Origin of the sequence: Mycobacterium sp. UM_11 (assembly GCF_001414075.1) — a bacterium.
Taxonomy (GTDB): Bacteria; Actinomycetota; Actinomycetes; order Mycobacteriales; family Mycobacteriaceae; genus Mycobacterium.
This window is the reverse complement of the sequence record NZ_LATC01000009.1, coordinates 18,594-41,144: the sequence shown is the minus strand read 5'-3', so window position 1 is coordinate 41,144 and position 22,551 is coordinate 18,594. Positions and strand designations below refer to the sequence as shown.

The 22,551-nt window shown below is 69.4% G+C and carries 19 protein-coding genes and 1 riboswitch; of the genes, 8 read left to right on the top strand and 11 right to left on the bottom strand.

Going from position 1 to position 22,551, the window contains the following annotated elements; translation table 11 throughout:
- Positions 1 to 33: 33 nt before the first annotated feature.
- Positions 34 to 1,491 (top strand): NADP-dependent phosphogluconate dehydrogenase, encoded by a 1,458-nt coding sequence (gene gndA, locus WU80_RS04125; protein ID WP_055405730.1) that lies wholly within the window; start codon positions 34 to 36, stop codon positions 1,489 to 1,491.
- Between the two features lie 40 nt (positions 1,492 to 1,531).
- Positions 1,532 to 2,968: a GuaB1 family IMP dehydrogenase-related protein gene (locus tag WU80_RS04120; protein ID WP_055404179.1), complete on the top strand. Its 1,437-nt coding sequence runs from the start codon at positions 1,532 to 1,534 to the stop codon at positions 2,966 to 2,968.
- A 10-nt stretch (positions 2,969 to 2,978) separates the two neighbouring features.
- On the opposite strand, the gene WU80_RS04115 is transcribed toward WU80_RS04120, so the two are convergent.
- Positions 2,979 to 3,599, bottom strand: coding sequence for a GNAT family N-acetyltransferase (locus WU80_RS04115; RefSeq protein ID WP_055404178.1), 621 nt, complete (start codon positions 3,597 to 3,599; stop codon positions 2,979 to 2,981).
- A gap of 297 nt (positions 3,600 to 3,896) precedes the next feature.
- Between WU80_RS04115 and WU80_RS04110 the strand changes: the two genes are divergently transcribed.
- The 6 genes from WU80_RS04110 (at position 3,897) to WU80_RS04085 (ending at position 13,303) form a co-directional block, all read left to right on the top strand.
- Entirely contained in the window at positions 3,897 to 5,267 is a 1,371-nt protein-coding gene (locus WU80_RS04110) for a hemolysin family protein (RefSeq protein ID WP_055404177.1), read from the top strand.
- Positions 5,264 to 6,304, top strand: a complete 1,041-nt coding sequence (locus WU80_RS04105; protein ID WP_055404176.1) for a hemolysin family protein — start codon at positions 5,264 to 5,266, stop codon at positions 6,302 to 6,304. The genes WU80_RS04110 and WU80_RS04105 overlap by 4 nt, the downstream gene beginning before the upstream one ends.
- Positions 6,305 to 6,584: 280 nt before the next feature.
- The gene (locus WU80_RS04100; protein ID WP_055404175.1) at positions 6,585 to 8,774 is read left to right on the top strand and encodes a malate synthase G; all 2,190 of its coding nucleotides are present in this window, start codon (positions 6,585 to 6,587) and stop codon (positions 8,772 to 8,774) included.
- Between the two features lie 114 nt (positions 8,775 to 8,888).
- Entirely contained in the window at positions 8,889 to 10,934 is a 2,046-nt protein-coding gene (locus tag WU80_RS04095; protein WP_055404174.1) for a substrate-binding domain-containing protein, read from the top strand.
- A 237-nt stretch (positions 10,935 to 11,171) separates the two neighbouring features.
- Positions 11,172 to 12,425 carry a 3-oxoacyl-ACP synthase KasB gene (kasB, locus tag WU80_RS04090; protein ID WP_055404173.1) on the top strand — a complete coding sequence of 418 codons (1,254 nt, stop codon included), beginning with the start codon at positions 11,172 to 11,174 and terminating at the stop codon, positions 12,423 to 12,425.
- Positions 12,426 to 12,442: 17 nt separating this feature from the next.
- On the top strand, positions 12,443 to 13,303 hold the full coding sequence (locus tag WU80_RS04085) for a haloalkane dehalogenase (RefSeq protein ID WP_055404172.1): 861 nt from the start codon (positions 12,443 to 12,445) through the stop codon (positions 13,301 to 13,303).
- Positions 13,304 to 13,307: 4 nt separating this feature from the next.
- On the opposite strand, the gene gcvP is transcribed toward WU80_RS04085, so the two are convergent.
- From gcvP to WU80_RS04035, 10 genes are all read right to left on the bottom strand, one after another.
- Positions 13,308 to 16,133 carry an aminomethyl-transferring glycine dehydrogenase gene (gene gcvP, locus WU80_RS04080; RefSeq protein WP_055404171.1) on the bottom strand — a complete coding sequence of 942 codons (2,826 nt, stop codon included), beginning with the start codon at positions 16,131 to 16,133 and terminating at the stop codon, positions 13,308 to 13,310.
- Between the two features lie 161 nt (positions 16,134 to 16,294).
- Positions 16,295 to 16,392, bottom strand: a riboswitch (glycine riboswitch).
- A 41-nt stretch (positions 16,393 to 16,433) separates the two neighbouring features.
- Entirely contained in the window at positions 16,434 to 17,039 is a 606-nt protein-coding gene (locus tag WU80_RS04075) for a MerR family transcriptional regulator (protein ID WP_055404170.1), read from the bottom strand.
- A gap of 249 nt (positions 17,040 to 17,288) precedes the next feature.
- Positions 17,289 to 17,783 carry a bifunctional nuclease family protein gene (locus WU80_RS04070; RefSeq protein ID WP_007170013.1) on the bottom strand — a complete coding sequence of 165 codons (495 nt, stop codon included), beginning with the start codon at positions 17,781 to 17,783 and terminating at the stop codon, positions 17,289 to 17,291.
- A 102-nt stretch (positions 17,784 to 17,885) separates the two neighbouring features.
- Complete coding sequence (locus WU80_RS04065; RefSeq protein ID WP_055404169.1) at positions 17,886 to 18,647, bottom strand: MerR family transcriptional regulator; 762 nt, start codon at positions 18,645 to 18,647, stop codon at positions 17,886 to 17,888.
- Positions 18,647 to 19,108 (bottom strand): glycogen accumulation regulator GarA, encoded by a 462-nt coding sequence (gene garA / locus WU80_RS04060; protein ID WP_369808490.1) that lies wholly within the window; start codon positions 19,106 to 19,108, stop codon positions 18,647 to 18,649. Before garA ends, WU80_RS04065 begins: the two co-directional genes overlap by 1 nt.
- 250 nt (positions 19,109 to 19,358) lie before the next feature.
- Positions 19,359 to 19,757, bottom strand: a complete 399-nt coding sequence (gcvH, locus tag WU80_RS04055) for a glycine cleavage system protein GcvH (RefSeq protein WP_055404167.1) — start codon at positions 19,755 to 19,757, stop codon at positions 19,359 to 19,361.
- 29 nt (positions 19,758 to 19,786) lie between these two features.
- Entirely contained in the window at positions 19,787 to 20,626 is an 840-nt protein-coding gene (locus tag WU80_RS04050; protein WP_055404181.1) for a DUF881 domain-containing protein, read from the bottom strand.
- 2 nt (positions 20,627 to 20,628) lie between these two features.
- Positions 20,629 to 20,961 carry a small basic family protein gene (locus WU80_RS04045; RefSeq protein ID WP_007170008.1) on the bottom strand — a complete coding sequence of 111 codons (333 nt, stop codon included), beginning with the start codon at positions 20,959 to 20,961 and terminating at the stop codon, positions 20,629 to 20,631.
- A gap of 52 nt (positions 20,962 to 21,013) precedes the next feature.
- Complete coding sequence (locus WU80_RS04040; RefSeq protein ID WP_055404165.1) at positions 21,014 to 21,937, bottom strand: DUF881 domain-containing protein; 924 nt, start codon at positions 21,935 to 21,937, stop codon at positions 21,014 to 21,016.
- The gene (locus WU80_RS04035; protein ID WP_055404164.1) at positions 21,930 to 22,550 is read right to left on the bottom strand and encodes a CDP-alcohol phosphatidyltransferase family protein; all 621 of its coding nucleotides are present in this window, start codon (positions 22,548 to 22,550) and stop codon (positions 21,930 to 21,932) included. Before WU80_RS04035 ends, WU80_RS04040 begins: the two co-directional genes overlap by 8 nt.
- Position 22,551: the final 1 nt, after the last annotated feature.

The following is a 22,551-nucleotide window of genomic DNA, read 5'->3' as shown; positions in this document are numbered from 1 at the left end:
TCGGCAGAGTTCACCGACGTGAGAGGCCATGACATGAGTTCGTCCGATTCGACTACGGGTACCGCGCAAATCGGCGTCACCGGGCTGGCGGTGATGGGTTCGAACATCGCACGCAATTTCGCCCGGCACGGCTACACCGTCGCGCTGCACAACCGGTCGATCGCGAAAACCGACGCGCTGCTGTCCGAGCACGGCGACGAGGGCAACTTCGTGCGCTCGGAGTCCATCGCCGAGTTCCTGGACGCGCTCGAGAAGCCCCGGCGGGTGCTGATCATGGTCAAGGCCGGCGACCCCACCGACGCGGTGATCAACGAGCTTGCCGACGCCATGGAGGAAGGCGACATCATCATCGACGGCGGCAACGCCCTCTACACCGACACCATCCGACGGGAGAAGGCCATGCGGGAGCGCGGCCTGCACTTCGTCGGCGCCGGCATCTCGGGCGGCGAGGAGGGCGCGCTGAACGGCCCGTCGATCATGCCGGGCGGCCCCGCCGAGTCGTACAAGTCGCTGGGCCCGCTGCTCGAGGAGATCTCCGCCCACGTCGACGGCGTCCCGTGCTGCACCCACATCGGGCCCGACGGCGCCGGCCACTTCGTGAAGATGGTGCACAACGGCATCGAGTACTCCGACATGCAGCTGATCGGCGAGGCCTACCAGCTGCTGCGCGACGGCCTGGGCAAGACCGCGGGCGAGATCGCCGACGTCTTCGACGAGTGGAACAAAGGCGACCTGGACAGCTTCCTCGTCGAGATCACCGCAAAAGTGTTGCGTCAGAACGACGCCAAGACGGGTAAGCCGCTCGTCGACGTCATCCTCGACGAGGCCGAGCAGAAGGGCACCGGCCGCTGGACGGTGAAGTCGGCGCTGGACCTCGGTGTCCCGGTCACCGGCATCGCCGAGGCGGTGTTCGCCCGCGCGCTGTCGGGTTCGGTGACCCAGCGCAAGGCCACCACCGGGCTGGCGTCCGGCCAGCTGGGCGAAAAGCCCAGCGATGCAAAGCAATTCGTGGAGGATGTCCGCCAGGCCCTGTATGCGTCGAAGATCATCGCGTACGCCCAGGGCTTCAACCAGATCCAGGCCGGCAGCGCCGAATACGACTGGGACATCACGCCGGGTGACCTGGCCACCATCTGGCGCGGCGGCTGCATCATCCGCGCGAAGTTCCTCAACCGCATCAAGGACGCCTTCGACGAGGACCCCGACCTGCCGTCCCTGATCGTCGCGCCCTACTTCCGCAGCGCGATCGAGGCCGCCATCGACGGCTGGCGTCGCGTCGTGGTGACCGCCACGCGCCTAGGCATCCCGATCCCGGGTTTCTCCTCCGCGCTGTCCTACTACGACGCCCTGCGCACCGAGCGGCTGCCGGCCGCGCTGACCCAGGGCCTGCGGGACTTCTTCGGGGCACACACCTACGGCCGCATCGACGACGACCCGGCCAAGCGCTTCCACACGCTGTGGAGCGGGGACCGCAGCGAAGTGCCCGCCTAGCGGGGTACTACTAGAGGACACGAGGGGGCAGGCGACGGCGATGAGATTCCTGGACGGGCATCGGCCCGGGTACGACCTGACCTACAACGACGTCTTCATCATGCCGAACCGGTCGGAGGTCGCCTCGCGCTTCGACGTCGACCTGTCCACCGCCGACGGCTCGGGCACCACCATTCCGGTGGTGGTCGCCAACATGACCGCGGTGGCCGGGCGGCGGATGGCCGAGACGGTCGCGCGGCGGGGCGGCCTGGTCATCCTGCCGCAGGACCTGCCGATCACCGCGGTGCAGCAGACCGTGGAGTTCGTCAAGAGCCGGGACCTGGTTCTCGACACCCCGGTGGTGCTGGGGCCCGACGATTCGGTGTCCGACGCGACGGCGCTGATCCACAAGCGCGCCCACGGGGTCGCCGTCGTCGCCTTCGAGGGCCGCCCCATCGGTTTGGTCAGCGAATCCTGCTGCCTGGGCGTGGACCGCTTCACCCGGGTGCGCGACGTCGCCATCACCGATTTCGTCACCGCCCCGGCCGGCACCGAGCCGCGCAAGATCTTCGACCTGCTCGAGCACGCCCCGATCGGCGTCGCCGTGGTGACGAACTCGGACGGCACGCTGTCCGGCGTGCTGACCCGCACCGGGGCCGTCCGGACCGGCCTCTACACGCCGGCGGTCGACGGCACCGGACGGCTGCGGGTGGGTGCGGCCGTCGGCATCAACGGCGACGTGGGGGCCAAGGCGCGCTCCCTGGTCGAGGCGGGCGTCGACGTGCTCGTCATCGATACCGCGCACGGGCACCAGGTCAAGACGCTCGACGCGATCCGCACGGTGTCGTCGCTGGAACTCGGCGTGCCGCTGGTGGCGGGCAACGTCGTCTCGGCCGAGGGCACCCGTGACCTGCTGGGCGCCGGGGCCAACATCGTCAAGGTCGGCGTCGGGCCGGGGGCGATGTGCACCACCCGGATGATGACCGCCGTGGGCCGCCCACAGTTCTCGGCCGTGGTCGAATGCGCCTCGGCAGCAAGGCAATTGGGTGGGCACGTGTGGGCCGACGGCGGCGTCCGGCACCCGCGGGACGTGGCGCTGGCGCTGGTGGCCGGGGCGTCCAACGTGATGATCGGTTCGTGGTTCGCCGGGACCTACGAATCGCCCGGGGACCTGATGCGCGACCGCGAGGACCAGCCCTATAAGGAGAGCTACGGCATGGCCTCCAAGCGGGCGGTGGTGGCCCGCAGCGCCGCCGACACCGCGTTCGATCGCGCCCGCAAAGCGCTGTTCGAGGAAGGCATTTCGACATCACGCATGGAGCTGGACCCCGATCGCGGCGGCGTCGAGGATCTGCTCGACCACATCACCTCGGGCGTGCGCAGCACGTGCACCTACGTCGGCGCCGCCAACCTGACCGAGCTGTACGAGCGGGCCGTCGTCGGGGTGCAGTCCACCGCCGGATTCGCCGAAGGGCATCCGCTGCCGCTGGGTTGGTGAGCGGCCCCCGTCACGCGTCCGGACGGGGCAGCGCGTAGAGCGATATGCGCCGGTTCCCGGTGTCGTGCTCGCCGAGGAACGCGCAGCCGACGTACTCGCACACGCGGCGCGCCGAGGTGTTGCGGTGATCGGGGTCGAACATGATGCGCCGGCACCGGGGCTCCGCGGCGAACAGGCTGCCGACGATCCGCGGCAGCAGCGTCGCGCCCAGCCCCTGGTGCACCATGGCGGGGTCGGCTATCGCGGCGTGCAGCCCCAGGTCGAAGGGCCGGGCATCGTAATGCCGAGAAATCAAATCCTTTGCGCCCCAATACACTTCGAGATAAGCGCACGCCGTGTTGCGGACGGCGCCGATCAGCGGCAGCGAATACGTGCCGTCCAGCTGCGCACCCAGATGTCGCTCCCACCGCGGGGTGGGCCAGTCGTATTCCCAGGCCGCCGCCAGGTGCGGGCGGTTCATCCACTCCGACACCATGCCCGCGTCCTCGTGCCGCGCGACGCGCAGCGCGAAGGGCGCCTCCAGCACGGGCAGCGGCGGCCGGGCGATGCGCGCGATCTCGTGGGGGATGTCGGCGCGCTCGCGCGGAAGGGCTTGGGCCGGTTGGGTTTCGGGCGGGGCTTCGGAGACCATAGTGCGCAGAGCCTACCGAAGTAAGGTTAGGCAACCCAAACTTAGGTCGGGCCCCGAGTGGGGGCGCCGGCGAACACGGTGCTCGGCCGGGCGCGGCCCGGATCCGGCTACCATAAATCAGCAAAGACGGAGGCGACCGCGTCCGCACCGGATTCTCCGCAGCGAAAGGATCGACGTGCCGCAGGCACCCGTGCAGGCCATGGGCTTTCGGGGGCGGCAGCCGTCGGACGAGCCGCCCGATGCGGAGCCTTCCCCGCCGAGGCGGGCGGGCCGATCGGCCGGCGGGCGGCGTGATCGATGAACGTCAACGTCACCGCGCTCAGCATCGTGGCCATCGCGGTGCTCATCTTCGGCAACGCGATATTCGTGGCCGCCGAGTTCTCGCTCACGACGCTGGACCGCAGCGCGGTGGAGGCCAACGCCCGCGGCGGCGGGCGCCGGGACCGCGCGATCCGGCGGGCCCACCACAAGCTGTCGTTCCAGCTGTCCGGCGCCCAGTTGGGCATCTCGGCGACCACCCTGGCGGCCGGTTACCTGACCGACCCGATGCTGGCCGACCTGCCGCACCCGTGGTTCGACGCGATGGGCGTTCCCGACAAGGTGGCCGACGCGATCATGGCGTTCGTGGCGTTGGTGATCGTCACCTCGGTGTCGATGGTGTTCGGCGAGCTGGTCCCGAAATACCTCGCCGTCGCCCGGCCGTTGTCCACGGCCCGGGCCGTGGTCGGCGTCCAGTTGCTGTTCTCGCTGCTGTTCACCCCGGCGATCCGGCTCACCAACGGCGCGGCGAACTGGATCGTGCGCCGGCTGGGCATCGAACCGGCCGAGGAGCTGCGGTCGGCGCGGTCGCCGCAGGAGCTGTTGTCGCTGGTGCGTTCCTCGGCGCGCAGCGGCTCCCTGGACGCGGCCACCGCCGCGCTGGTGCGGCGCTCGCTGCAGTTCGGCACCCTGACCGCCGAGGAGCTGATGACGCCCCGGTCGAAGATCGTGGCGCTGCAGACCGACGAGACCGTCGCCGACCTGGTGGCCGCGGCCGCGGAGTCCGGCTTCTCCCGCTTCCCGATCGTCGACGGCGACCTCGACGAAACCGTCGGCATCGTGCACGTCAAACAGGTGCTGGCCATCCCGGCGGCCGACCGGGCGCGCACGCTGCTGACGACGGTGGCGCGGCCCGTTCCCGTGGTGCCGTCGACGCTGGACGGCGACGCCGTCATGGCGGAGATCCGCGCCAACAGCCTGCAGACCGCGATGGTCGTCGACGAATACGGCGGCACCGCGGGCATGGTGACGGTCGAGGACCTGATCGAGGAGATCGTCGGCGACGTCCGCGACGAACACGACGACGCCACCCCGGACGTGGTCGCGGCGGGCAGCGGCTGGCGGGTGTCGGGTCTGCTGCGCATCGACGAGGTGGCCACCGCCACCGGCTTCCGCGCCCCGGAGGGGCCCTACGAGACCATCGGCGGGCTGGCGCTGCGCGAATTCGGTCACATCCCGGTGGCCGGCGAAACGGTCAAGCTGCCGGCCCTGGACGCCGACGGGCTGCTGGACCATGCGTTGCGGTGGCAAGCGACCGTCATCCGGATGGAGGGACGCCGCATCGACCTGCTGGAGCTGATCGAGCTTCGGGGTGACGGCGAGACCGCGGCGGCCGGGGGGGAACGATGAGCGATCCCGTGGGCGTGGTCCTGGCGCTCCTGCTGATCGGCGTGAACGCCTTCTTCGTCGGGGCGGAATTCTCGCTGATCTCGGCCCGGCGCGACCGCCTCGAAGCGTTGGCCGAACAGGGCAAGGCGCGGGCGGTCACCGTGATCCGTGCCGGCGAGCAGCTCCCGGCCATGCTGGCCGGGGCCCAGCTGGGGGTCACGGCCGCGTCGCTGCTGCTCGGCCGGATCGGTGAGTCGGCGGTCTCCAGCCTGCTGCGCTCGGCGTTGGGCCTGACCAGCATTCCCCCGACGCTGCTGCACACGCTGTCGTTCGCCATCGCGCTGGCGATCGTGGTCACGCTGCACGTGCTGCTCGGCGAGATGGTGCCCAAGAACATCGCGCTGGCGGGCCCCGAGCGCACCGCGATGCTGCTGGTGCCGGCCTACCTGGCCTATGTGCGAGCCGTCCGGCCGTTGATCGTGTTCTACAACAAGTGCGCCAGCGTGGTGGTCCGCGCGCTGGGCGTGGAGCCCAAGGAAGAGCTCGAGATCGCGGTCTCCCCCGTCGAGCTCAGCGAGATGATCGCCGAATCGGAATCCGAAGGCCTGCTGGACCGCGAGGAGCACACCCGGCTGACGCGGGCGCTGCAGATCGGCACCCGGGTGGTCGGCGACGTGGCCGTCCCGCTCGCCGACGTCCACGCCGTGCCGGTGGCCGCGCCGGGCAGCGGGCCGACGATCGGCGCCGTCGAGCAGGCCCTGGCCCGGACCGGCTACTCGCGGTTTCCGGTGGCGAACGCCGCCGGCGACTTCATCGGCTACCTGCACATCAAGGACATGCTGACGCTCGGTGACGATCCGCGCACGGTGATCGACCTGGCGATGGTCCGGCCCCTGCCGCGGCTGCCCAAGTCGCTGCCGCTGGCCGACGCGCTGTCACGGATGCGCCGCAGCAACAGCCATCTGGCGCTGGTGACCGGCGCGGGCGGCGAGGTGGTGGCGATGGTCGCGATGGAAGACCTGGTTGAGGACCTCGTCGGCACGATGCGCGAGGCTTAGGGGTACGCCGTCCCCGAGGCGGATTCGCAAGAGCCCGTATGATTTCCATCGGCTGCCAGTCAAGAAAGTGCTGGAGGGCGCAGGATCCCCGCGCGCGGATGCGTTGCTGGAAAACGATCCCCTGGCCCGCCGCGGCGGCCTGGTTTTGAGCTGTCAGCGCGGCCTGACCTGGGGTGGCGGGTTAGGCGGATAAGCTCACCAGGCTGCTGCTCGGTACGCTGAAGGCATTGCCGCTCCGAGCCAATGGCGGCTTGAAGAGGCTTCATTATGGAGGAGAAACATGACTGATCGCGTGTCGGCGGGGAACCTGCGCGTCGCCCGAGTGCTCTACGACTTCGTGAACAACGAGGCCCTGCCCGGCACCGACATCGACGCGGACAGCTTCTGGGCCGGAGTCGACAAAGTCGTCACCGACCTCACGCCCAAGAACCAGGATCTGCTGCGCCGGCGCGACGAGCTGCAGGCCCAGATCGACAAGTGGCACCGCCAACGCGTCATCGAGCCGTTCGACGTCGAGGCGTACCGCCAGTTCATCACCGAAATCGGTTACCTGCTGCCCGAACCCGAAGACTTCACCATCACCACCTCCGGTGTCGACGACGAGATCACCACGACCGCGGGCCCCCAGCTGGTGGTGCCGGTGCTCAACGCCCGCTTCGCGCTGAACGCCGCGAACGCGCGCTGGGGCTCGCTGTACGACGCCCTGTACGGCACCGACGTGATCCCGGAGGACGACGGCGCCGAAAAGGGCACCGGCTACAACAAGGTTCGCGGCGACAAGGTCATCGCCTACGCGCGCAAGTTTCTCGACGAGGCCGTGCCGCTGGAGTCCGGCTCCTGGGCGGACGCGACGGGCCTGTCCGTCGACGACGGGCAGCTGAAGGTGGCGACCGGTGACGGCTCCGTCGGCCTGGCCAGCCCGGAGAAGTTCGCCGGCTACACCGGCGAGCTCGGCTCCCCCGACTGGTCGGTGCTGCTGGTCAACCACGGCCTGCACATCGAGATCCTTCTCGACCCGGAATCGCCGATCGGCAAGACCGACCGCGCCGGCATCAAGGACGTGGTGCTGGAATCCGCGGTCACCACGATCATGGACTTCGAGGACTCGGTGGCCGCCGTCGACGCCGACGACAAGGTGCTCGGCTACCGCAACTGGCTCGGCCTGAACAAGGGCGACCTGTCCGAGGAGGTCGCCAAGGACGGCAAGAGCTTCACCCGGGTGCTCAACCAGGATCGCACCTACACCACGCCCGACGGTGAGGGCCAGCTGACCCTGCCCGGCCGCAGCCTGTTGTTCGTCCGCAACGTGGGCCACCTGATGACCAACGACGCGATCGTGGACGCCGAGGGCAACGAGGTGTTCGAGGGCATCATGGACGCGCTGTTCACCGGCCTGACCGCGATCCACGGGCTCAAGACCGGCTCCGACAACGGCCCGCTGGCCAACAGCCGCACCGGATCCATCTACATCGTCAAGCCCAAGATGCACGGTCCCGACGAGGTCGCGTTCACCTGCGAGCTGTTCAGCCGCGTCGAGGACGTCCTGGGCCTGCCGCAGGCCACCCTCAAGGTCGGCATCATGGACGAGGAACGGCGCACCACCGTCAACCTCAAGGCGTGCATCAAGGCCGCGGCCGACCGGGTGGTGTTCATCAACACCGGCTTCCTGGACCGCACCGGTGACGAGATCCACACCTCGATGGAAGCCGGCCCGATGATCCGCAAGGGTGCGATGAAGAACAGCACCTGGATCAAGGCCTACGAGGACGCCAACGTCGACATCGGGCTGGCCGCCGGGTTCAAGGGCAAGGCCCAGATCGGCAAGGGCATGTGGGCGATGACCGAGCTGATGGCCGACATGGTCGAGCAGAAGATCGGCCAGCCCAAGGCCGGCGCCACCACCGCGTGGGTGCCCTCGCCGACGGCGGCCACCCTGCACGCGATGCACTACCACTACGTCGACGTGGGCGCCGTCCAGGAGGAGCTGGCGGGCAAGAAGCGCACCAACATCGACGAGCTGCTGACCATCCCGCTGGCCAAGGAACTGGCCTGGGCGCCCGAGGAGATCCGCGAGGAGGTCGACAACAACTGCCAGTCGATCCTGGGCTACGTGGTGCGCTGGGTCGCCCAGGGCGTCGGCTGCTCGAAGGTGCCCGACATCCACGACGTGGCGCTCATGGAAGACCGTGCCACGCTGCGGATTTCGAGCCAGCTGCTGGCCAACTGGCTGCGGCACGGTGTGATCACCGAGGAGGACGTGCGCGCCAGCCTGGAGCGGATGGCGCCGCTGGTGGACGAGCAGAACGCCAAGGATGCGGCGTACCAGCCGATGGCGCCCAACTTCGACGACAGCCTGGCGTTCCTGGCCGCCCAGGACCTGATCCTGACCGGCACGCAGCAGCCCAACGGCTACACCGAGCCGATCCTGCATCGTCGCCGGCGCGAAGCCAAGGCCCGCGCGGCGCGGTGAGATTGAGCCCGTGCCCGCATCGGGCTCGCGGCGCATCGACGCCGCCGATGACTAAGATCAGCGGCGGATTCACAACAGCTCGGCTTCATCGACGGAAAGGCGACGGACACCGCTATGGGTAGGCACAGTTTGCCCGACCCTGACGACTCCGTCGACGAGCCGTACGACGACGGCGAGGCGGACGACCAGCAGCGCGACGACGTCACCGAGGATTACTCGGACGAGGGGCACTATCCCGCCGACGATGACTTCCGCGGCGACGATGACTTCCCCGCCGAGGATGAACCCTATGCCGCCGGCGACGAGTTCGAGGGCGGCACCGCCGACGACTACCCGGAGTTCCCGCCCCGGCAGCCCGGCCCGTCGAGCGCGGAACCGCCGGCCTCGTCGCCCTCGCTGTTTTCCCGCGGCCACCGCGGGCTCGGCGATTGGCGCGGCGGCCACCGCAGCGAGGGCGGGCGGCGGGGTGTCAGCATCGGCGTGATCGTGGCGCTGGTCGCCGTCGTCGTGGTGGTGGGCAGCGTGATCCTGTGGAGCTTCTTCGGCGACGCGCTGTCCAACCGCTCGCACAAGGCCGCCGGGGGCTGCGTGGGCGGCAAGGAGACGGTCGCGGTGATCGCCGACCCGTCGATCGCCGATTCGGTGCAACAGTTCGCGGAAAGCTACAACGCTACCGCCGGCCCGATCGGCGACCACTGCGTGGCGGTCAGCGTCAAACCGGCCGCCTCCGACGCGGTGCTCAACGGATTCATCGGCAAGTGGCCCGCCGAGCTGGGCGGACAGCCGGCGTTGTGGATCCCGGCAAGCTCGATCTCGGCCGCCCGGCTCGCCGGGGCCACGGCGCAGAAAACGATCACCGACAGCCGCTCGCTGGTGACGTCGCCGGTGGTGCTGGCCGTCCGGCCCGAGCTGCAGCAGGCGCTCGGCAACCAGACCTGGGCGGCGCTGCCCGGGCTGCAGACCAACCCGAACGGGCTGGCCGGCGTGAACCTGCCGGCGTGGGGGTCGCTGCGGCTGGCCGTGCCGATGAGCGGCAACGGTGACGCCGGGTTCCTGGCCGGGGAAGCGATAGCGGCCGCCGCGGCGCCTCCCGGTAGCCCCGCGACGCAGGGTACCGGCGCGGTGCGCGCGGTGCTGGGCGCGCAACCCAAGCTGGCGAACAACTCGCTGACCGAGGCGATGGACATCCTGATCGGGCACCCTGACGCGGCGAGCGCGCCGGTGCACGCCGTGATCACCACCGAGCAGCAGCAGTTCCAGCGCGGCCAGACGTTGCCAAACGCCAAGGGCGCGTTGGCTTCCTGGATCCCGTCCGGGCCGGCGCCGGTCGCCGACTATCCCACCGTGTTGCTCAGCGGGTCCTGGCTGACCAAGGACCAGACCTCGGCGGCCAGCGAGTTCGCCCGCTTCATGCACAAGCCGGATCAACTCGCCAAGCTGGCCAAGGCCGGTTTCCGGGTCAACGGCGTCTCCCCGCCCAGCAGCCCGGTCACCTCGTTCCCGGCGCTGCCCGCGGCGCTGTCGGTGGGTGACGAGGCCATGCGCGCGACGCTGGCCGAGGCCATGGCCGCCCCGTCGAGCGGACTGGCCGCGACCATCATGCTCGACCAGTCCATGCCCGGCCAGGAAGGCGGCAAGTCCCGGCTGGCGAATGTGATTGGCGCACTTCAGGACAAGATCAGGGCGTTGCCGCCGACCGCAGTGGTCGGCCTGTGGACGTTCGACGGCCACGAGGGGCGTTCGGAGGTGCCCGGCGGCCCGCTCGGAGACCCGGTCAACGGCCAGCCGAGGTCGACGGCGCTGACGGCCGCGCTGGACAAGCAATACTCCTCGGCCGGTGGCGCGGTGTCCTTCACCACCCTGCGGATGATCTACCAGGACCTGCAGGCCAACTACCGCGCCGGCCAGACCAACTCGATCCTGGTCATCACGGCGGGCCCGCACACCGACCAGACCCTCGACGGCCCCGGCCTGCAGGACTTCATCCGCAAGAGCGCCGACCCGGCCAAGCCGATCGCGGTGAACGTCATCGACTTCGGCGGCGACCCGGACCGCGCAACCTGGGAGGCGGTCGCCCAGCTCAGCGGTGGTGGCTACCAGAATCTGGCCAGCTCGGCGTCCCCCGACCTCGCCGCGGCCATCAACGCCTTCCTGGGCTGAGGCCGGGGATAGGCTCGGGTACGGACCGGCAAGCGAAGGTTGCGGCGGGGTGTTTCGGCTCGGAATCCCAACTTGGCGCTAGGCTCGACCGAGGTTGATGCCACGGCCAACGCTATGGGGAGCGGTGCGATGGTTCGGGTCGGGCGCCTTCCTTCTCACTTGGGGAGGGTGACCTGCCAACACGCGCGTCCGCGAACACGGCCGGGGTGACGCTGCGAAAGGATGACCGCGACAGCAATGACGAATCTGGTTACTGGGCAAGCGCTTCCGGACATCGTCGTGACCGGGTTCGCGATGACCACCGCGTTGGCCACCGATGCCGAGACCACCTGGAAGTTGCTCCTCGACTGCCAAAGTGGGATCCGCGAACTCGATGACCCGTTCGTGGAGGAATTCGACCTCCCGGTTCGCATCGGCGGGCACCTGCTCGAGGAGTTCGACAGCGAACTGAACCCCGCCGAGCTGCGCAGGACGGGCTACCTGGCCCGAATGTCCGCCATCGTCAACCGGCGGGCCTGGGACCATGCCGGCTCGCCCGAGGTCGACCCCAACCGGGTGCTGGTGTCCATCGGCACCGGTTTCGGCTCCGGCGAGGAACTGGTCTTCACCCGCGACACCCTGCGCGCCCGGGGCGTGAAGGCGGTCTCGCCGCTGGCCGTCAGCAAGTACATGCCCGACGCGGCCGCCAACGCGGTGGGGCTGGAACGACGGGCCCGGGCCGGTGTGATGACGCCGGTGTCGGCGTGTGCGTCCGGTTCCGAGGCCATCGCCCGGGCCTGGCAGGCGATGGCGTTCGGGGAGGCCGACGTCGCGATCTGCGGGGGCGTCGAGACCAGGATCGAGGCGGTGCCCATCGCCGCCTTCGCGAACATGCGGATCGTGATGTCGACGAACAACGCGAATCCGGCCGGGGCCTGCCGCCCGTTCGACAAGGACCGCGACGGCTTCGTGTTCGGCGAGGCCGGCGCCCTGATGGTGCTCGAAACCGAGCAGCACGCCAAGGCGCGCGGGGCGCGCATCCTGGCCCGGCTGATGGGGGCCGGCGTGACGTCCGACGGCTACCACATGGTGGCGCCGGACCCGAGCGGCAACCGTGCCGGCCAGGCGATGACGCGCGCCATCCAGCTCGCGGGCCTCACGCCCGGCGACATCGACCACGTCAACGCCCATGCCACCGGCACCCAGATCGGTGACCTGGCCGAGGGCAAGGCGATCAACAACGCGCTGGGCAGCAACAAGCCGGCGGTGTACGCGCCCAAGTCCGCCCTGGGCCATTCGGTCGGCGCGGTCGGCGCGGTGGAGTCCATCCTGACCGTGCTGGCGCTGCGCGATCAGATCGTCCCGCCGACGCTGAACCTGGAAAACCTCGACCCGGAAATCGATTTGGACGTGGTGGCGGGCGATCCCCGGCGCGGCAACTACCGGTACGCCATCAACAACTCGTTCGGGTTCGGCGGCCACAACGTCGCCCTGGCCTTCGGCCGGTACTGACGGCTCGACCGCCGGACATGAGCATCGCCTTCACCCCCGACCCCCGGCTGTATCCGTTCCAGTCGCGCTGGTTCGACAGCTCACAAGGCCGCATGCACTACCTCGACGAGGGTGACGGGCCGCCGATCCTGCTGTATCACGGCAACCCGACGTGGAGCTTCCTGTACCGCAACATCGTCATCGCGCTGCGCGACCGCTTCCGTTGCATCGCACCGGATTACCTCGGGTTCGGCCTTTCGGATCGGCCGGCCGCGTTCGGCTACACGATCGAGGAGCATGCCCGGGTGGTCGGCGAGTTCGTCGACCATCTCGGCCTGGACGGCTACCTGACCATGGGCCAGGACTGGGGTGGGCCCATCAGCATGGCGGTCGCCGTCCAGCGTGCCGAGCGGGTGCGCGGCGTCATCCTGGGCAACACCTGGTTCTGGCCGACGTCGGAATTCACCACGAAGATGTTCAGCCGCGTGATGTCCAGCCCGCCACTGCAATACGCGATCCTGCAGCGCAACTTCTTCGTCGAGCGTTTGGTCCCGGCCGGAACCGCGCACCGCCCCAGCGACGCGGTGATGGCGCACTACCGCGCGGTGCAGCCCAACCCGGACGCCCGCAGGGGCGTCGCCGAGATGCCCAAGCAGATCCTGGCCGCGGGCCCGCTGCTGGCGCGGCTCGCCCGGGAGGTGCCGGACAAGCTGGGCACCAAACCGGCCCTGTTCGTCTGGGGCATGAAGGACTTCGCCTTCCGGCCGGGTCCCAACATCCCGCGCATGCGCGCGGCGTTCCCCGACCACGTCGTCGTCGAACTGCCCCACGCCAAGCACTTCATCCAGGAGGACGCGCCGGATCAGATCGCGGCGGCGATCGTCGAGCGATTCGGCTAGCCGGTCAGGCGAACGCCTCCACCGGCGGGCACGAGCACACCAGGTTGCGGTCCCCGTAGGCGCCATCGATGCGCCGCACCGGCGGCCACACCTTTGGCCGGAAGGCCTTGCCCAGCGGGTAGGCGGCCTCTTCACGCGTGTACGGGTGCTCCCAGTCGGTGACCAGCAGGCACTCGGCCGTGTGCGGCGCGCCCCGCAGCGGGTTGTCGTCGACCGGCCACTCCCCCGAACCCACCCGGTCGATCTCACCCCGGATGGCGATCATCGCTTCGCAGAAGGCGTCGACCTCGGTCAGCGTCTCGCTCTCGGTGGGCTCCACCATGAGCGTGCCCGCCACCGGGAAGCTCATCGTCGGTGCGTGAAAACCATAGTCCGCCAACCGCTTTGCGACGTCATCGACGGTCACGCCGGTGGACTTGGTGATCGGCCGCAGGTCCAGGATGCATTCGTGGGCGACCATGCCGTTCTCCCCGGTGTATAGCACCGGGAAGTACTCGTCGAGCCGGCGGGCGATGTAGTTGGCCGACGCGATGGCGGTCAGCGACGCCGCCCGCAGGCCGTCGGCGCCCATCATCCTGATGTAGGCCCAGCTGATCGGCAGGATCGAGGCCGAGCCGTAGGGCGCCGAGGACACCGGATGACCCTGCGGCAATTCCGGGGCGTGCGGGTGCCCGGGCAGGAACGGGGCCAGGTGCTCGCGCACCGCCACCGGCCCCACACCCGGTCCCCCGCCGCCGTGCGGGATGCAGAACGTCTTGTGCAGGTTCAGGTGGCTGACGTCGCCGCCGAACTTTCCGGGCCGGGCCAGGCCGACCAGCGCGTTGAGGTTGGCGCCGTCGACGTACACCTGGCCGCCGGCGTCGTGCACGGCCGCGCAGATCTCGGCGATGTCGTGCTCGTAGACGCCGTGGGTGGACGGGTAGGTGATCATCAGCGTGGACAGCTCGTCGCCGTGCTGAGTCACCTTGGCGCGCAGGTCATCCAGGTCGACGTCACCGTTGTCGTGGCAGGCCACCACGACCACCCGCATGCCGGCCAGCGCCGCCGATGCCGCGTTGGTGCCGTGCGCGCTGGACGGGATCAGGCAGATGTTGCGGTGCGGTTCGCCCCGGCTGGTGTGGTAGTCGTGGATGGCCAGCAGACCGGCGTACTCGCCCTGCGAGCCGGCGTTGGGTTGCAGCGACACGGCGTCGTACCCGGTGATCCGCACCAGCCAGGCCTGAAGGTCGCTGATCAGCCGGCGCAGCCCGGGCGTGTCGGACGCCGGGGCGAACGGGTGCTGGCGCGCGAATTCGGGCCAGGTGATCGGCTCCATCTCCGCGGCGGCGTTGAGTTTCATGGTGCAGGAGCCGAGCGGAATCATGCTGCGGTCCAAGGCGATATCCTTGTCCGCCAGCGTGCGCAGGTACCGCATCATCGCCGTCTCGGTGCGGTACTGCGTGAACGCCGGATGGGTCAGGAACTCCGACGTGCGGGTCGCGATGTCGACGCCTGCCGGCTCGGCCGCCGCGACCCCGAACGCCTCCAGCACCGCCGCCACGTGGGCGTCGGTGGTGGCCTCGTCGCAGGCGACCGAGACGTGGTCGGCGTCGACACGCCACAGGTTGACGCCGTTCGCCTTGGCCGCGGCCACCACCTCGTCCGCGCGACCCGGGACCTGGGCCAGCACGGTGTCGAAGAAGGTGGCGTGCACCAGCGCGTCGCCGAGCGCCGCGGCGATCGCCTCGGCGTGGGCGTGCACCCGGCGGGCGATCGCGGCCAGCCCGTCGGCGCCGTGGTAGCTGGCGTACATCGCGGCCATCACCGCCAACAGCACCTGGGCGGTGCAGATGTTGCTGGTCGCCTTGTCCCGGCGGATGTGCTGCTCGCGGGTCTGCAGCGCCAGCCGGTAGGCCGGGGAGCCGTCGGCATCCAGCGACACGCCGACGAGCCGGCCCGGCAGCTGCCGGGCGTGTTTGGAGTGCACGGACAGGTAACCGGCGTGCGGACCGCCGAATCCCATTGGCACACCGAATCGTTGGGTCGTGCCGAACGCGACGTCGGCACCGATGTCGCCCGGCGGCGTGATCAGCGTGCACGCCAGCAGGTCGGCGCCGATGGCGATGAGCGCGCCACGGTCGTGCGCCTGTTGCACCAGCGCGGCCCAGTCGGTGATCCGGCCGCTCGCGCCGGGCAGCTGCGTGATGACGCCGAAGAAGTCGCCGTCGGGCAGGCCCGCGCTCAGGTCGGCGGTGACGATCTCGATGCCCAGCGGCCGCGCCCGCGTCGCCAGCACGGCCGCGGTCTGGGCGAACAGGTCGGCGTCGACGGCCAGCCGGTTCGACGTGCCGCGGGTCGCGCGGTGCATCAGCGTCATGGCCTCGGCGGCCGCGGTGCCCTCGTCGAGCATCGAGGCGTTGGCGACTTCGAGCCCGGTCAGGTCGGCCACCATCGTCTGGAAGTTCAGCAGCGCCTCCAGCCGGCCCTGGCTGATCTCGGGCTGGTACGGCGTGTAGGCGGTGTACCAGGCCGGGTTCTCCAGCACGTTGCGCAGCAGCACCGGCGGGGTGAGCGTGTCGTAGTAACCCTGACCGATCATCGACACGGCCACCGTGTTTGCCTCGGCCATCGCCCGCAGCTCGGCCAGCGCCTCGGTCTCGGTGACGGCCGGCGGCAGCTCGTCCAGCCCGGGTGCCGCCCCGCCGCCGGTGAGCTTGTCGAGGATGCCGGCGGGGACGGCCTTGGCCGCCAGCTGGTCGAGCGAATCGACGCCGATGACGGCAAGCATGGTCGCGACGGCTTGGCCGTCCGGCCCGATGTGCCGGGCTGCGAAGGTTGATTGGTCGGGCACTGGCGAACTCCTACGGCGTCGACAAGGCAGAGGACGTGCGGTCCTCTCCCTCTGTCTTCACCCGATCGCCGGGCGCCTGAGAGATTCGGCGCGGGGTGCTGCCCGCGCGCCTTTCCCCATCGGCGGGTGCCGGGGATCGGCACCGCTTTCCAGAGGCATCGTTAACCCGCGCGGTCCGGGTGCCTGAGAGGTTAGCGGAGAGGTGTTGCTCCTTCGGCGTCCGTGACTGGCCGTCACGGAACTCTCCCGCACGAGTGCGATGCGTGCGCCAGTTTACCCGGCCGGGCGGCGCGGGTGCGCTTAACCGATCTTGCGGTCGCGGTGCTTGCGGCGGGACGCCAGCTCGTCTTCCGGCGCGGCGATGGACTCGCCCCCGTCGGCCCGCTCGCCGGGGAAGTCGGCGATCACCCCGGTGAGCTCGCGCATGGCGCCGGAGACGGCGATGCCGAACACGCCCTGCCCGCCCTGCAGCAGGTCGACGACCTCTTCGGCCGACGTGCATTCGTAAACCGTGGTGCCGTCGGAGAACAACGTGATGTTGGCCAGGTCCTGCACGCCGCGCTGGCGCAGGTGGTCGACCGCGACCCGGATGTTGTGCAGCGAGATCCCGGTGTCGAGCAGCCGCTTGACGATCTTGAGGACCAGGATGTCCTTGAACGAGTACAGCCGCTGGCTGCCCGAGCCCGCGGCGCTGCGGATCGACGGCACCACCAGCGAGGTGCGCGCCCAATAGTCCAGCTGGCGGTAGGTGATTCCGGCGATCTGGCAAGCGCTTGGGCCGCGGTAGCCCACCAGCTCGTCCGGCACGGAGTCGTCGGGAAACAGCCCGGGTTGCACGGGCACCTCCGGCGCGGCGGTCGCGGTGTCAGCTAGGTCCAGCTGTTCTTGGCGTGGCTGCTCGCTCACGGTGCTTCCTCTCGCCGATCGCGCTATCGTTTCCAGCTGCGTCTCGTGGCTGGGTCGCAGCCACGTTTGCTCAGGCCCGAGTGCTAGAGAGCTTACGCTGTTCGATAGCTACCGCGCCCTTAAGTCGTGATCAAAGTATGGCCGCCGCCGGGCTAAGAGGGGGCGCTATCCGCCAGGCGTGTCGACATCCCGATGCCAGTTGAGACGCATCCGTGATGTCGGTGTCCAGGGTAGTACGCCCGCGGGGGCCTAGGTGGCCTTGAAATCGTCGGGCGACACGCTGTCGAGGAACTCCTTGAACTTCTCCACCTCGTCCTCGCGGACGGCGGTGCCGCCCTCTTCGTCGCTCTCGTCCGGGATGAGCAGGCCGGCCTGGGCCAACACGGCCTCCTCGACGTAGATCGGGACGCCGACGCGCAGCGCGATCGCCACCGAATCCGAGGGCCGCGCCGACACCGTGATGTTGCGGTCGAAAACCAGGTCGGCGTAGAAGGTGCCCTCTTGCAGGTCGACGATGCGCACCTCCTTGAGCGAATGACCAAGCGCGGCAATCACATCCCTGATCAGATCGTGCGTCAGCGGGCGCGGCGGCTCGACGCCCTGCTGCTCGAGCGCGATGGCGGCGGCCTCCGATTGACCGATCCAGATCGGCAGGTAGCGGTCGCCGTCGGTTTCGCGCAGCAACAACACGGGCTGGTTCTGCGGCTGCTCCACGCGAATGCCGACAACACGAACTTCACCCATCTGTGTCTGCCCTCCGCATAGACCGCCGTTGTTCTTGGCGCAACGACGACGCCGAATTACCGCTGTGCCGCTGACAACCAAGCTATCGACGAAGTCTAGTCCTCAGCGATGGAGAACGTCGCGAACGGCCGATTTGATCAACGACGTGTGCAGGGTGATGGCCAGGGCGGCCACCTCACGCGCGAGGTCGTCGGCCCGATCGCGGGCGCCGGTCTTGCCGGCTTTGACTACCGGCCCGGCGATTTGGGCGATCAGGTCGGATTGCCGGTCGGCCGCCGAGCGGAACGCACGCAGGTGCCGCGGCTCGACGCCGTACTCCGAAAGCGCCCGCGCGCACTGCAGGATGACGACGGCGTGTTCGTCGAAGAAGCCGCCGGGGCCGGTGGTGATCACGCCCGCCTTGAGCAGCGCCGTCAACAGATCGCCGTCGACGCCGGAGCGCTCCAGCAGATCCTCACGACTGAGCCGAATGCTCGACGGCGCCACCGCGGCCGCGTCGGACTTGGGCCCGGCGCCCGGCTCGTCGTCGGCCTCCCCGATTCCCGCCACCGAGACCAGGCGCGGCGCGGCGTAGGGCGAGCCGAACGGCGGCAGTTCGCCGTCGGGCTGGGCGTCCAGCTGCGCCCGAATGACCTTGAGCGGTAGGTAGTGATCGCGCTGCGCGGTCAGGATGAACCGCAACCTCGCGCAGTCGTACGCGGTGAATCTCCGATAGCCCGACGCGGCGCGCTGGGGCGTCACCAATCCCTCGGCCTCCAGGAAGCGGATCTTGGAGATCGTGACATCGGGAAAGTCCGGCCTCAACAGTTCCAGGACCGCCCCAATCGACATCCCGGCCAGTGCCGGGCTATCGGGTGCGCTCACTAGCCTCCGGATCCTCCTTCCTCACCCTGCTTGGGCCCGGTCAGAAACACCAAGCGGAACTTGCCGATCTGCACCTCGTCGCCGTTGGCGAGCACCGCCGAGTCGACGGGCTCCCGATTGACGTAGGTGCCATTAAGGCTACCGACATCCACCACGTTGAATTCGTTGTTTTCCAACCTGAATTCGGCGTGGCGTCGACTGACGGTCACGTCGTCGAGGAAGATGTCGCTGTCGGGGTGCCGGCCGGCGGACGTGATGGGCTGGTCGAGCAGGAAGCGCGATCCGGCGTTCGGTCCCCGTTTGACGACCAGCAGCGCCGAGCCCGCCGGGAGGCCTTCGACCCCGGATACCGCGGTCTCGGTGCCCGCCTGGGCGGGGGCGTCCAGTTCGTTGAGGAAGTCGGCCCGGAAGACGGAGGTCGTCTCCACCGTGACTTCGTCAGAGGTCTGGTCGTTGTCCATGTCCGTCACGCGCTGCTCCTCACTGGCCGCTGTGGCGTTGTTTGACCGGGCCGCTCGGCCGGCTGCTTACTGGGTTTATTCGCCCGGTACTGCCGATTACTAAGACGGGTGGGTTCGAGTGTCGATCTGTCGACGGTACCGCGCATAGGTCTGCAATGTGGCCCCCACCCGACGATCGGAAGACCGATTTTCCGCCTTTCCCCCGCCGGTTCGCCGCACCGCTCGCGGCTGGCAGGCAGATTAGCAATCCTCATTCGGTCAGTGTTCCGCGGTAGGCCTCGGCGTCAAGCAGCGACGAGATGGCCGACTCCAATGCGGCGACGTCGGACACCTCGACATCCAGCAACCAGCCCGCGCCGTACGGGTCCGAGTTGACCAGCTGCGGGCTGCCCTCCAGGTCGGCGTTGACCGCGGCGACCTTGCCCGAAACCGGGGCGTACAAGTCCGACACCGACTTGGTCGACTCGACTTCGCCGAACGATTCGCCCGCGGTCAGGTCGGCGCCGACGTCGGGCAGCTGAACGAAGACGACATCGCCCAGCGCCGACTGGGCGAAGTCGGTGATCCCGACCCGCACGGTGGCATCCCCGCTTCGGCGAACCCACTCGTGTTCGGCGGTGTAGTGCAAATCGGGTGGGATATCGCTCACGAGTAGTCCTGTTCTGTCGACCGAAGTGCTCACTTGACGGGCTGAGCGTATTGGTGCGGTTTTGGTTGTCGCAAGGTGGTCACGTCCACCCGGTCGGCCTGCCGGACGGACATGCGCGCGCCGACGCGCTTGATGCTGTCCTCGGCGCCGCCCGGGATGTTCATCGCCGCGGCCAGGGTGGGTGGATCGCCAATCGCCAGAATCGAATACGGGGGTGACAGGGTCTTGGTGTCGATGGTCAGCGAGCCAGGCATACCCGCCACCCAGGTATCTACACCCACACGCACCGACTGGTGTGCGTCGTTGATCTCCATCGCCTCCGCTCCGGCGGCCCGCAGTTCGTTGATGACGTCGAGCATCACCTCCGGCGCGACGCCGGGACCGGGGTCGTCGATGGTGACGGTGACCCCCGGCCCGGTGGCCCCCACCGCGCCGGCCAGGATGGACAGGGCCGCCAGCTTGGCCTGGGCGGCCGCAATCGCGGCCTGGTCGTTGTTGCCGGACGCTTGCAGCGAATTCAGTGTGTTCTGCAGTTCGCTCACTTCGGCGTTCAACGTGGCCTCGCGCTGGCGCAACGAATCCAGCAACACCAACAGGTCCGCCGGGCGCGCCGTCTCCAGCGAGTCGCCCGACTCGTTCTGGCGGACCTGCGTGACGATGGCGACGCCCAGCAGCAGGCACAACAGCGTCGCCAACGTTCCGAACGCGAACCGGGAGCGGCCGCTGCGGACCAGCCCCGACAGCCCCGTGCGGCGCACCGCGCCGATCTGCGGGCGCGGGCGGTTGGCCGGCAGCTCGTGGCGGCCATGGGGCGAACGGCTTGCCGCGTCAGCACTTTCGGGGGCGCCGTCTGGCGGATCTTCGCTCACCATCACGCCCCGAACAGCCGGCGCCGCAGCGCGGCGGCGTTGCCGAAGATGCGGATCCCCAACACCACGATGATGGCCGTGGACAACTGCGTGCCCACACCCAACTGGTCACCGACGTAGACGATCAGCGCCGCCACGAAAACGTTGAACACGAACGAGATCACGAAGACTTTGGGGTCGAAGATTCGTTCCAGGTAGGCGCGCAACCCGCCGAACACCGCGTCGAGCGCGGCGACCACCGCGATGGGCAGGTAGGGCTGGACGACCTCCGGCACGGCGGGGTGGAAAACCAGGCCGAGCACGATGCCGATCGCCAGCGCCGCGATGCCGATCATGCCCGATTTCCCGTCCGCGAGCGCCGGGTGAGCGGATGAGAGAGGACTTTTCTCACTGTGGCCCAATCTGTTTGGCGAACTTGATATCGCGGATCGATCCGGCGGGCAGTGTCAGCCCGTCGGCCGCGTCCACGGTGACGACGACGCCGTAGGAGACCTCGAGGAGTTTGAGGCGCTGCCGGCCGGAGCTCTCGTCGAAGGTGTCCCGCATCGCGCGGGCCGGCCCCACCGCGAGGATCGTGTACGGGCTGCTGGTGGGGTTGTTGTCGACCAGGATCGCCCCGCCGGCTTGCCGAATGGTCGCGTTGGGTCCGATGCGGACGCCGCCGACCGAAATCGCCTCGGCGCCACTGGCCCACAACGAGTTGACGACAAGCTGCAGGTCCCGGTCCAAGATGATCTGCCTGCTGCCGCTGACCCGCTGCTTGGACACGTCGGAAAGGTTGGGGCTGGCACCGGGATCCGTCACGATCACCTTCAGGCCGGGGCCGATGACCGCCCGGTTGGCCGCGGCCAGGCCGAGCGCGTCCAGACGCGCCAGCAGCCGCTGCCCTTCGGCGTCGTCGGCCAGCGCGCGGCGCTGCACGTCGTCGACGCGGGCGGACAGCTCGCTGCGCCGCTGGGCGAGCCTGGCGGCGGTGGTCTCGGTCGACCGCACGTTGCCCAGCAGGAGCTGCTGCGCCGAACGCACGCCGGGGGCGACCGAGCGGGCCTGCGCGACCGCGGCGGCGAAGACCGTCGCGATGAGCAGCGCCGCCAGCGCCTGCCACAGCCAGCCGAAGGCGCGTGCGCGCGCCCCGGGCGGGTCGGCGTCGCGACGCCTTTCTGCGGCCGCGGCGTAACCGGGATCCAGGTGCTCCGAGAGCAGGGCGCGAAGCAGCGAGGGCACCGGAATCAGCTGCGGGCGCGACGCCACGTGGGCGCTGCGGCCGGCATTGGGGTCGTAGCCGCCGAGCAGGCGGTCCGGGTCAGCCATGCCGCGTCCTCTGGGGCCGGGAGGGCTCGTGTTTGAGCCTGGGCACCCGCCGGATGACCATGGTCATCTGCACCACGTACAGTGCGAACGCCCACAGGTAGGCGTACATGCCCCAGATCAGGAACGCCCAGCCGCAGGCCCCGACGACCCGGCTCCACAGCGCGTCCCAGGTCCCCAGCAGGACCAGCGGGAAGCCGGACATCAACGCGAACGTGGCGGCCTTGCCGATGTAGGTCACGGGCAGCGCGGACAACCCGCGGCTCCACAGCAGCGGCAGCGTCGCGGCCAGCAGCCCGTCGCGGGCCAGCAGGACGGCGACGAACCACCACGGCACGATCCCGCTCAGCGCCATCGTGACGGGAACGCAGATCATGTAGAGGCGGTCGACCGCCGGGTCGAGCAGGACGCCGAGCCGCGACGACTGGTCGAGCAGGCGGGCGATCTTGCCGTCGGCCCAGTCCGACGCGCCGCTGAACATCAGGATTCCGACCGCCCAGCCGTTGGCGTGCGCGAACAGCAGGGCGTAGACGAACACCCCGATGAGCACCAGGCGGATGACGCTCAGGGCGTTGGGCACCGTCAGCACCCGGTTCGGCGGAAGCTCCGGCTCCATG

Coding starts and splice junctions, on each gene's coding strand:
- WU80_RS04035 (WP_055404164.1), bottom strand. CDS start 22,550: ATGGAGCCGGAGCTTCCGCCGAACCGGGTGCTGACGGTGCCCAACGCC.
- WU80_RS04110 (WP_055404177.1), top strand. CDS start 3,897: ATGAACGTCAACGTCACCGCGCTCAGCATCGTGGCCATCGCGGTGCTC.
- WU80_RS04100 (WP_055404175.1), top strand. CDS start 6,585: ATGACTGATCGCGTGTCGGCGGGGAACCTGCGCGTCGCCCGAGTGCTC.
- WU80_RS04120 (WP_055404179.1), top strand. CDS start 1,532: ATGAGATTCCTGGACGGGCATCGGCCCGGGTACGACCTGACCTACAAC.
- WU80_RS04040 (WP_055404165.1), bottom strand. CDS start 21,937: ATGGCTGACCCGGACCGCCTGCTCGGCGGCTACGACCCCAATGCCGGC.
- garA (WP_369808490.1), bottom strand. CDS start 19,108: ATGGACAACGACCAGACCTCTGACGAAGTCACGGTGGAGACGACCTCC.
- WU80_RS04115 (WP_055404178.1), bottom strand. CDS start 3,599: ATGGTCTCCGAAGCCCCGCCCGAAACCCAACCGGCCCAAGCCCTTCCG.
- gndA (WP_055405730.1), top strand. CDS start 34: ATGAGTTCGTCCGATTCGACTACGGGTACCGCGCAAATCGGCGTCACC.
- WU80_RS04045 (WP_007170008.1), bottom strand. CDS start 20,961: ATGATCGGCATCGCGGCGCTGGCGATCGGCATCGTGCTCGGCCTGGTT.
- kasB (WP_055404173.1), top strand. CDS start 11,172: ATGACGAATCTGGTTACTGGGCAAGCGCTTCCGGACATCGTCGTGACC.
- WU80_RS04105 (WP_055404176.1), top strand. CDS start 5,264: ATGAGCGATCCCGTGGGCGTGGTCCTGGCGCTCCTGCTGATCGGCGTG.
- WU80_RS04085 (WP_055404172.1), top strand. CDS start 12,443: ATGAGCATCGCCTTCACCCCCGACCCCCGGCTGTATCCGTTCCAGTCG.
- WU80_RS04070 (WP_007170013.1), bottom strand. CDS start 17,783: ATGGGTGAAGTTCGTGTTGTCGGCATTCGCGTGGAGCAGCCGCAGAAC.
- WU80_RS04095 (WP_055404174.1), top strand. CDS start 8,889: ATGGGTAGGCACAGTTTGCCCGACCCTGACGACTCCGTCGACGAGCCG.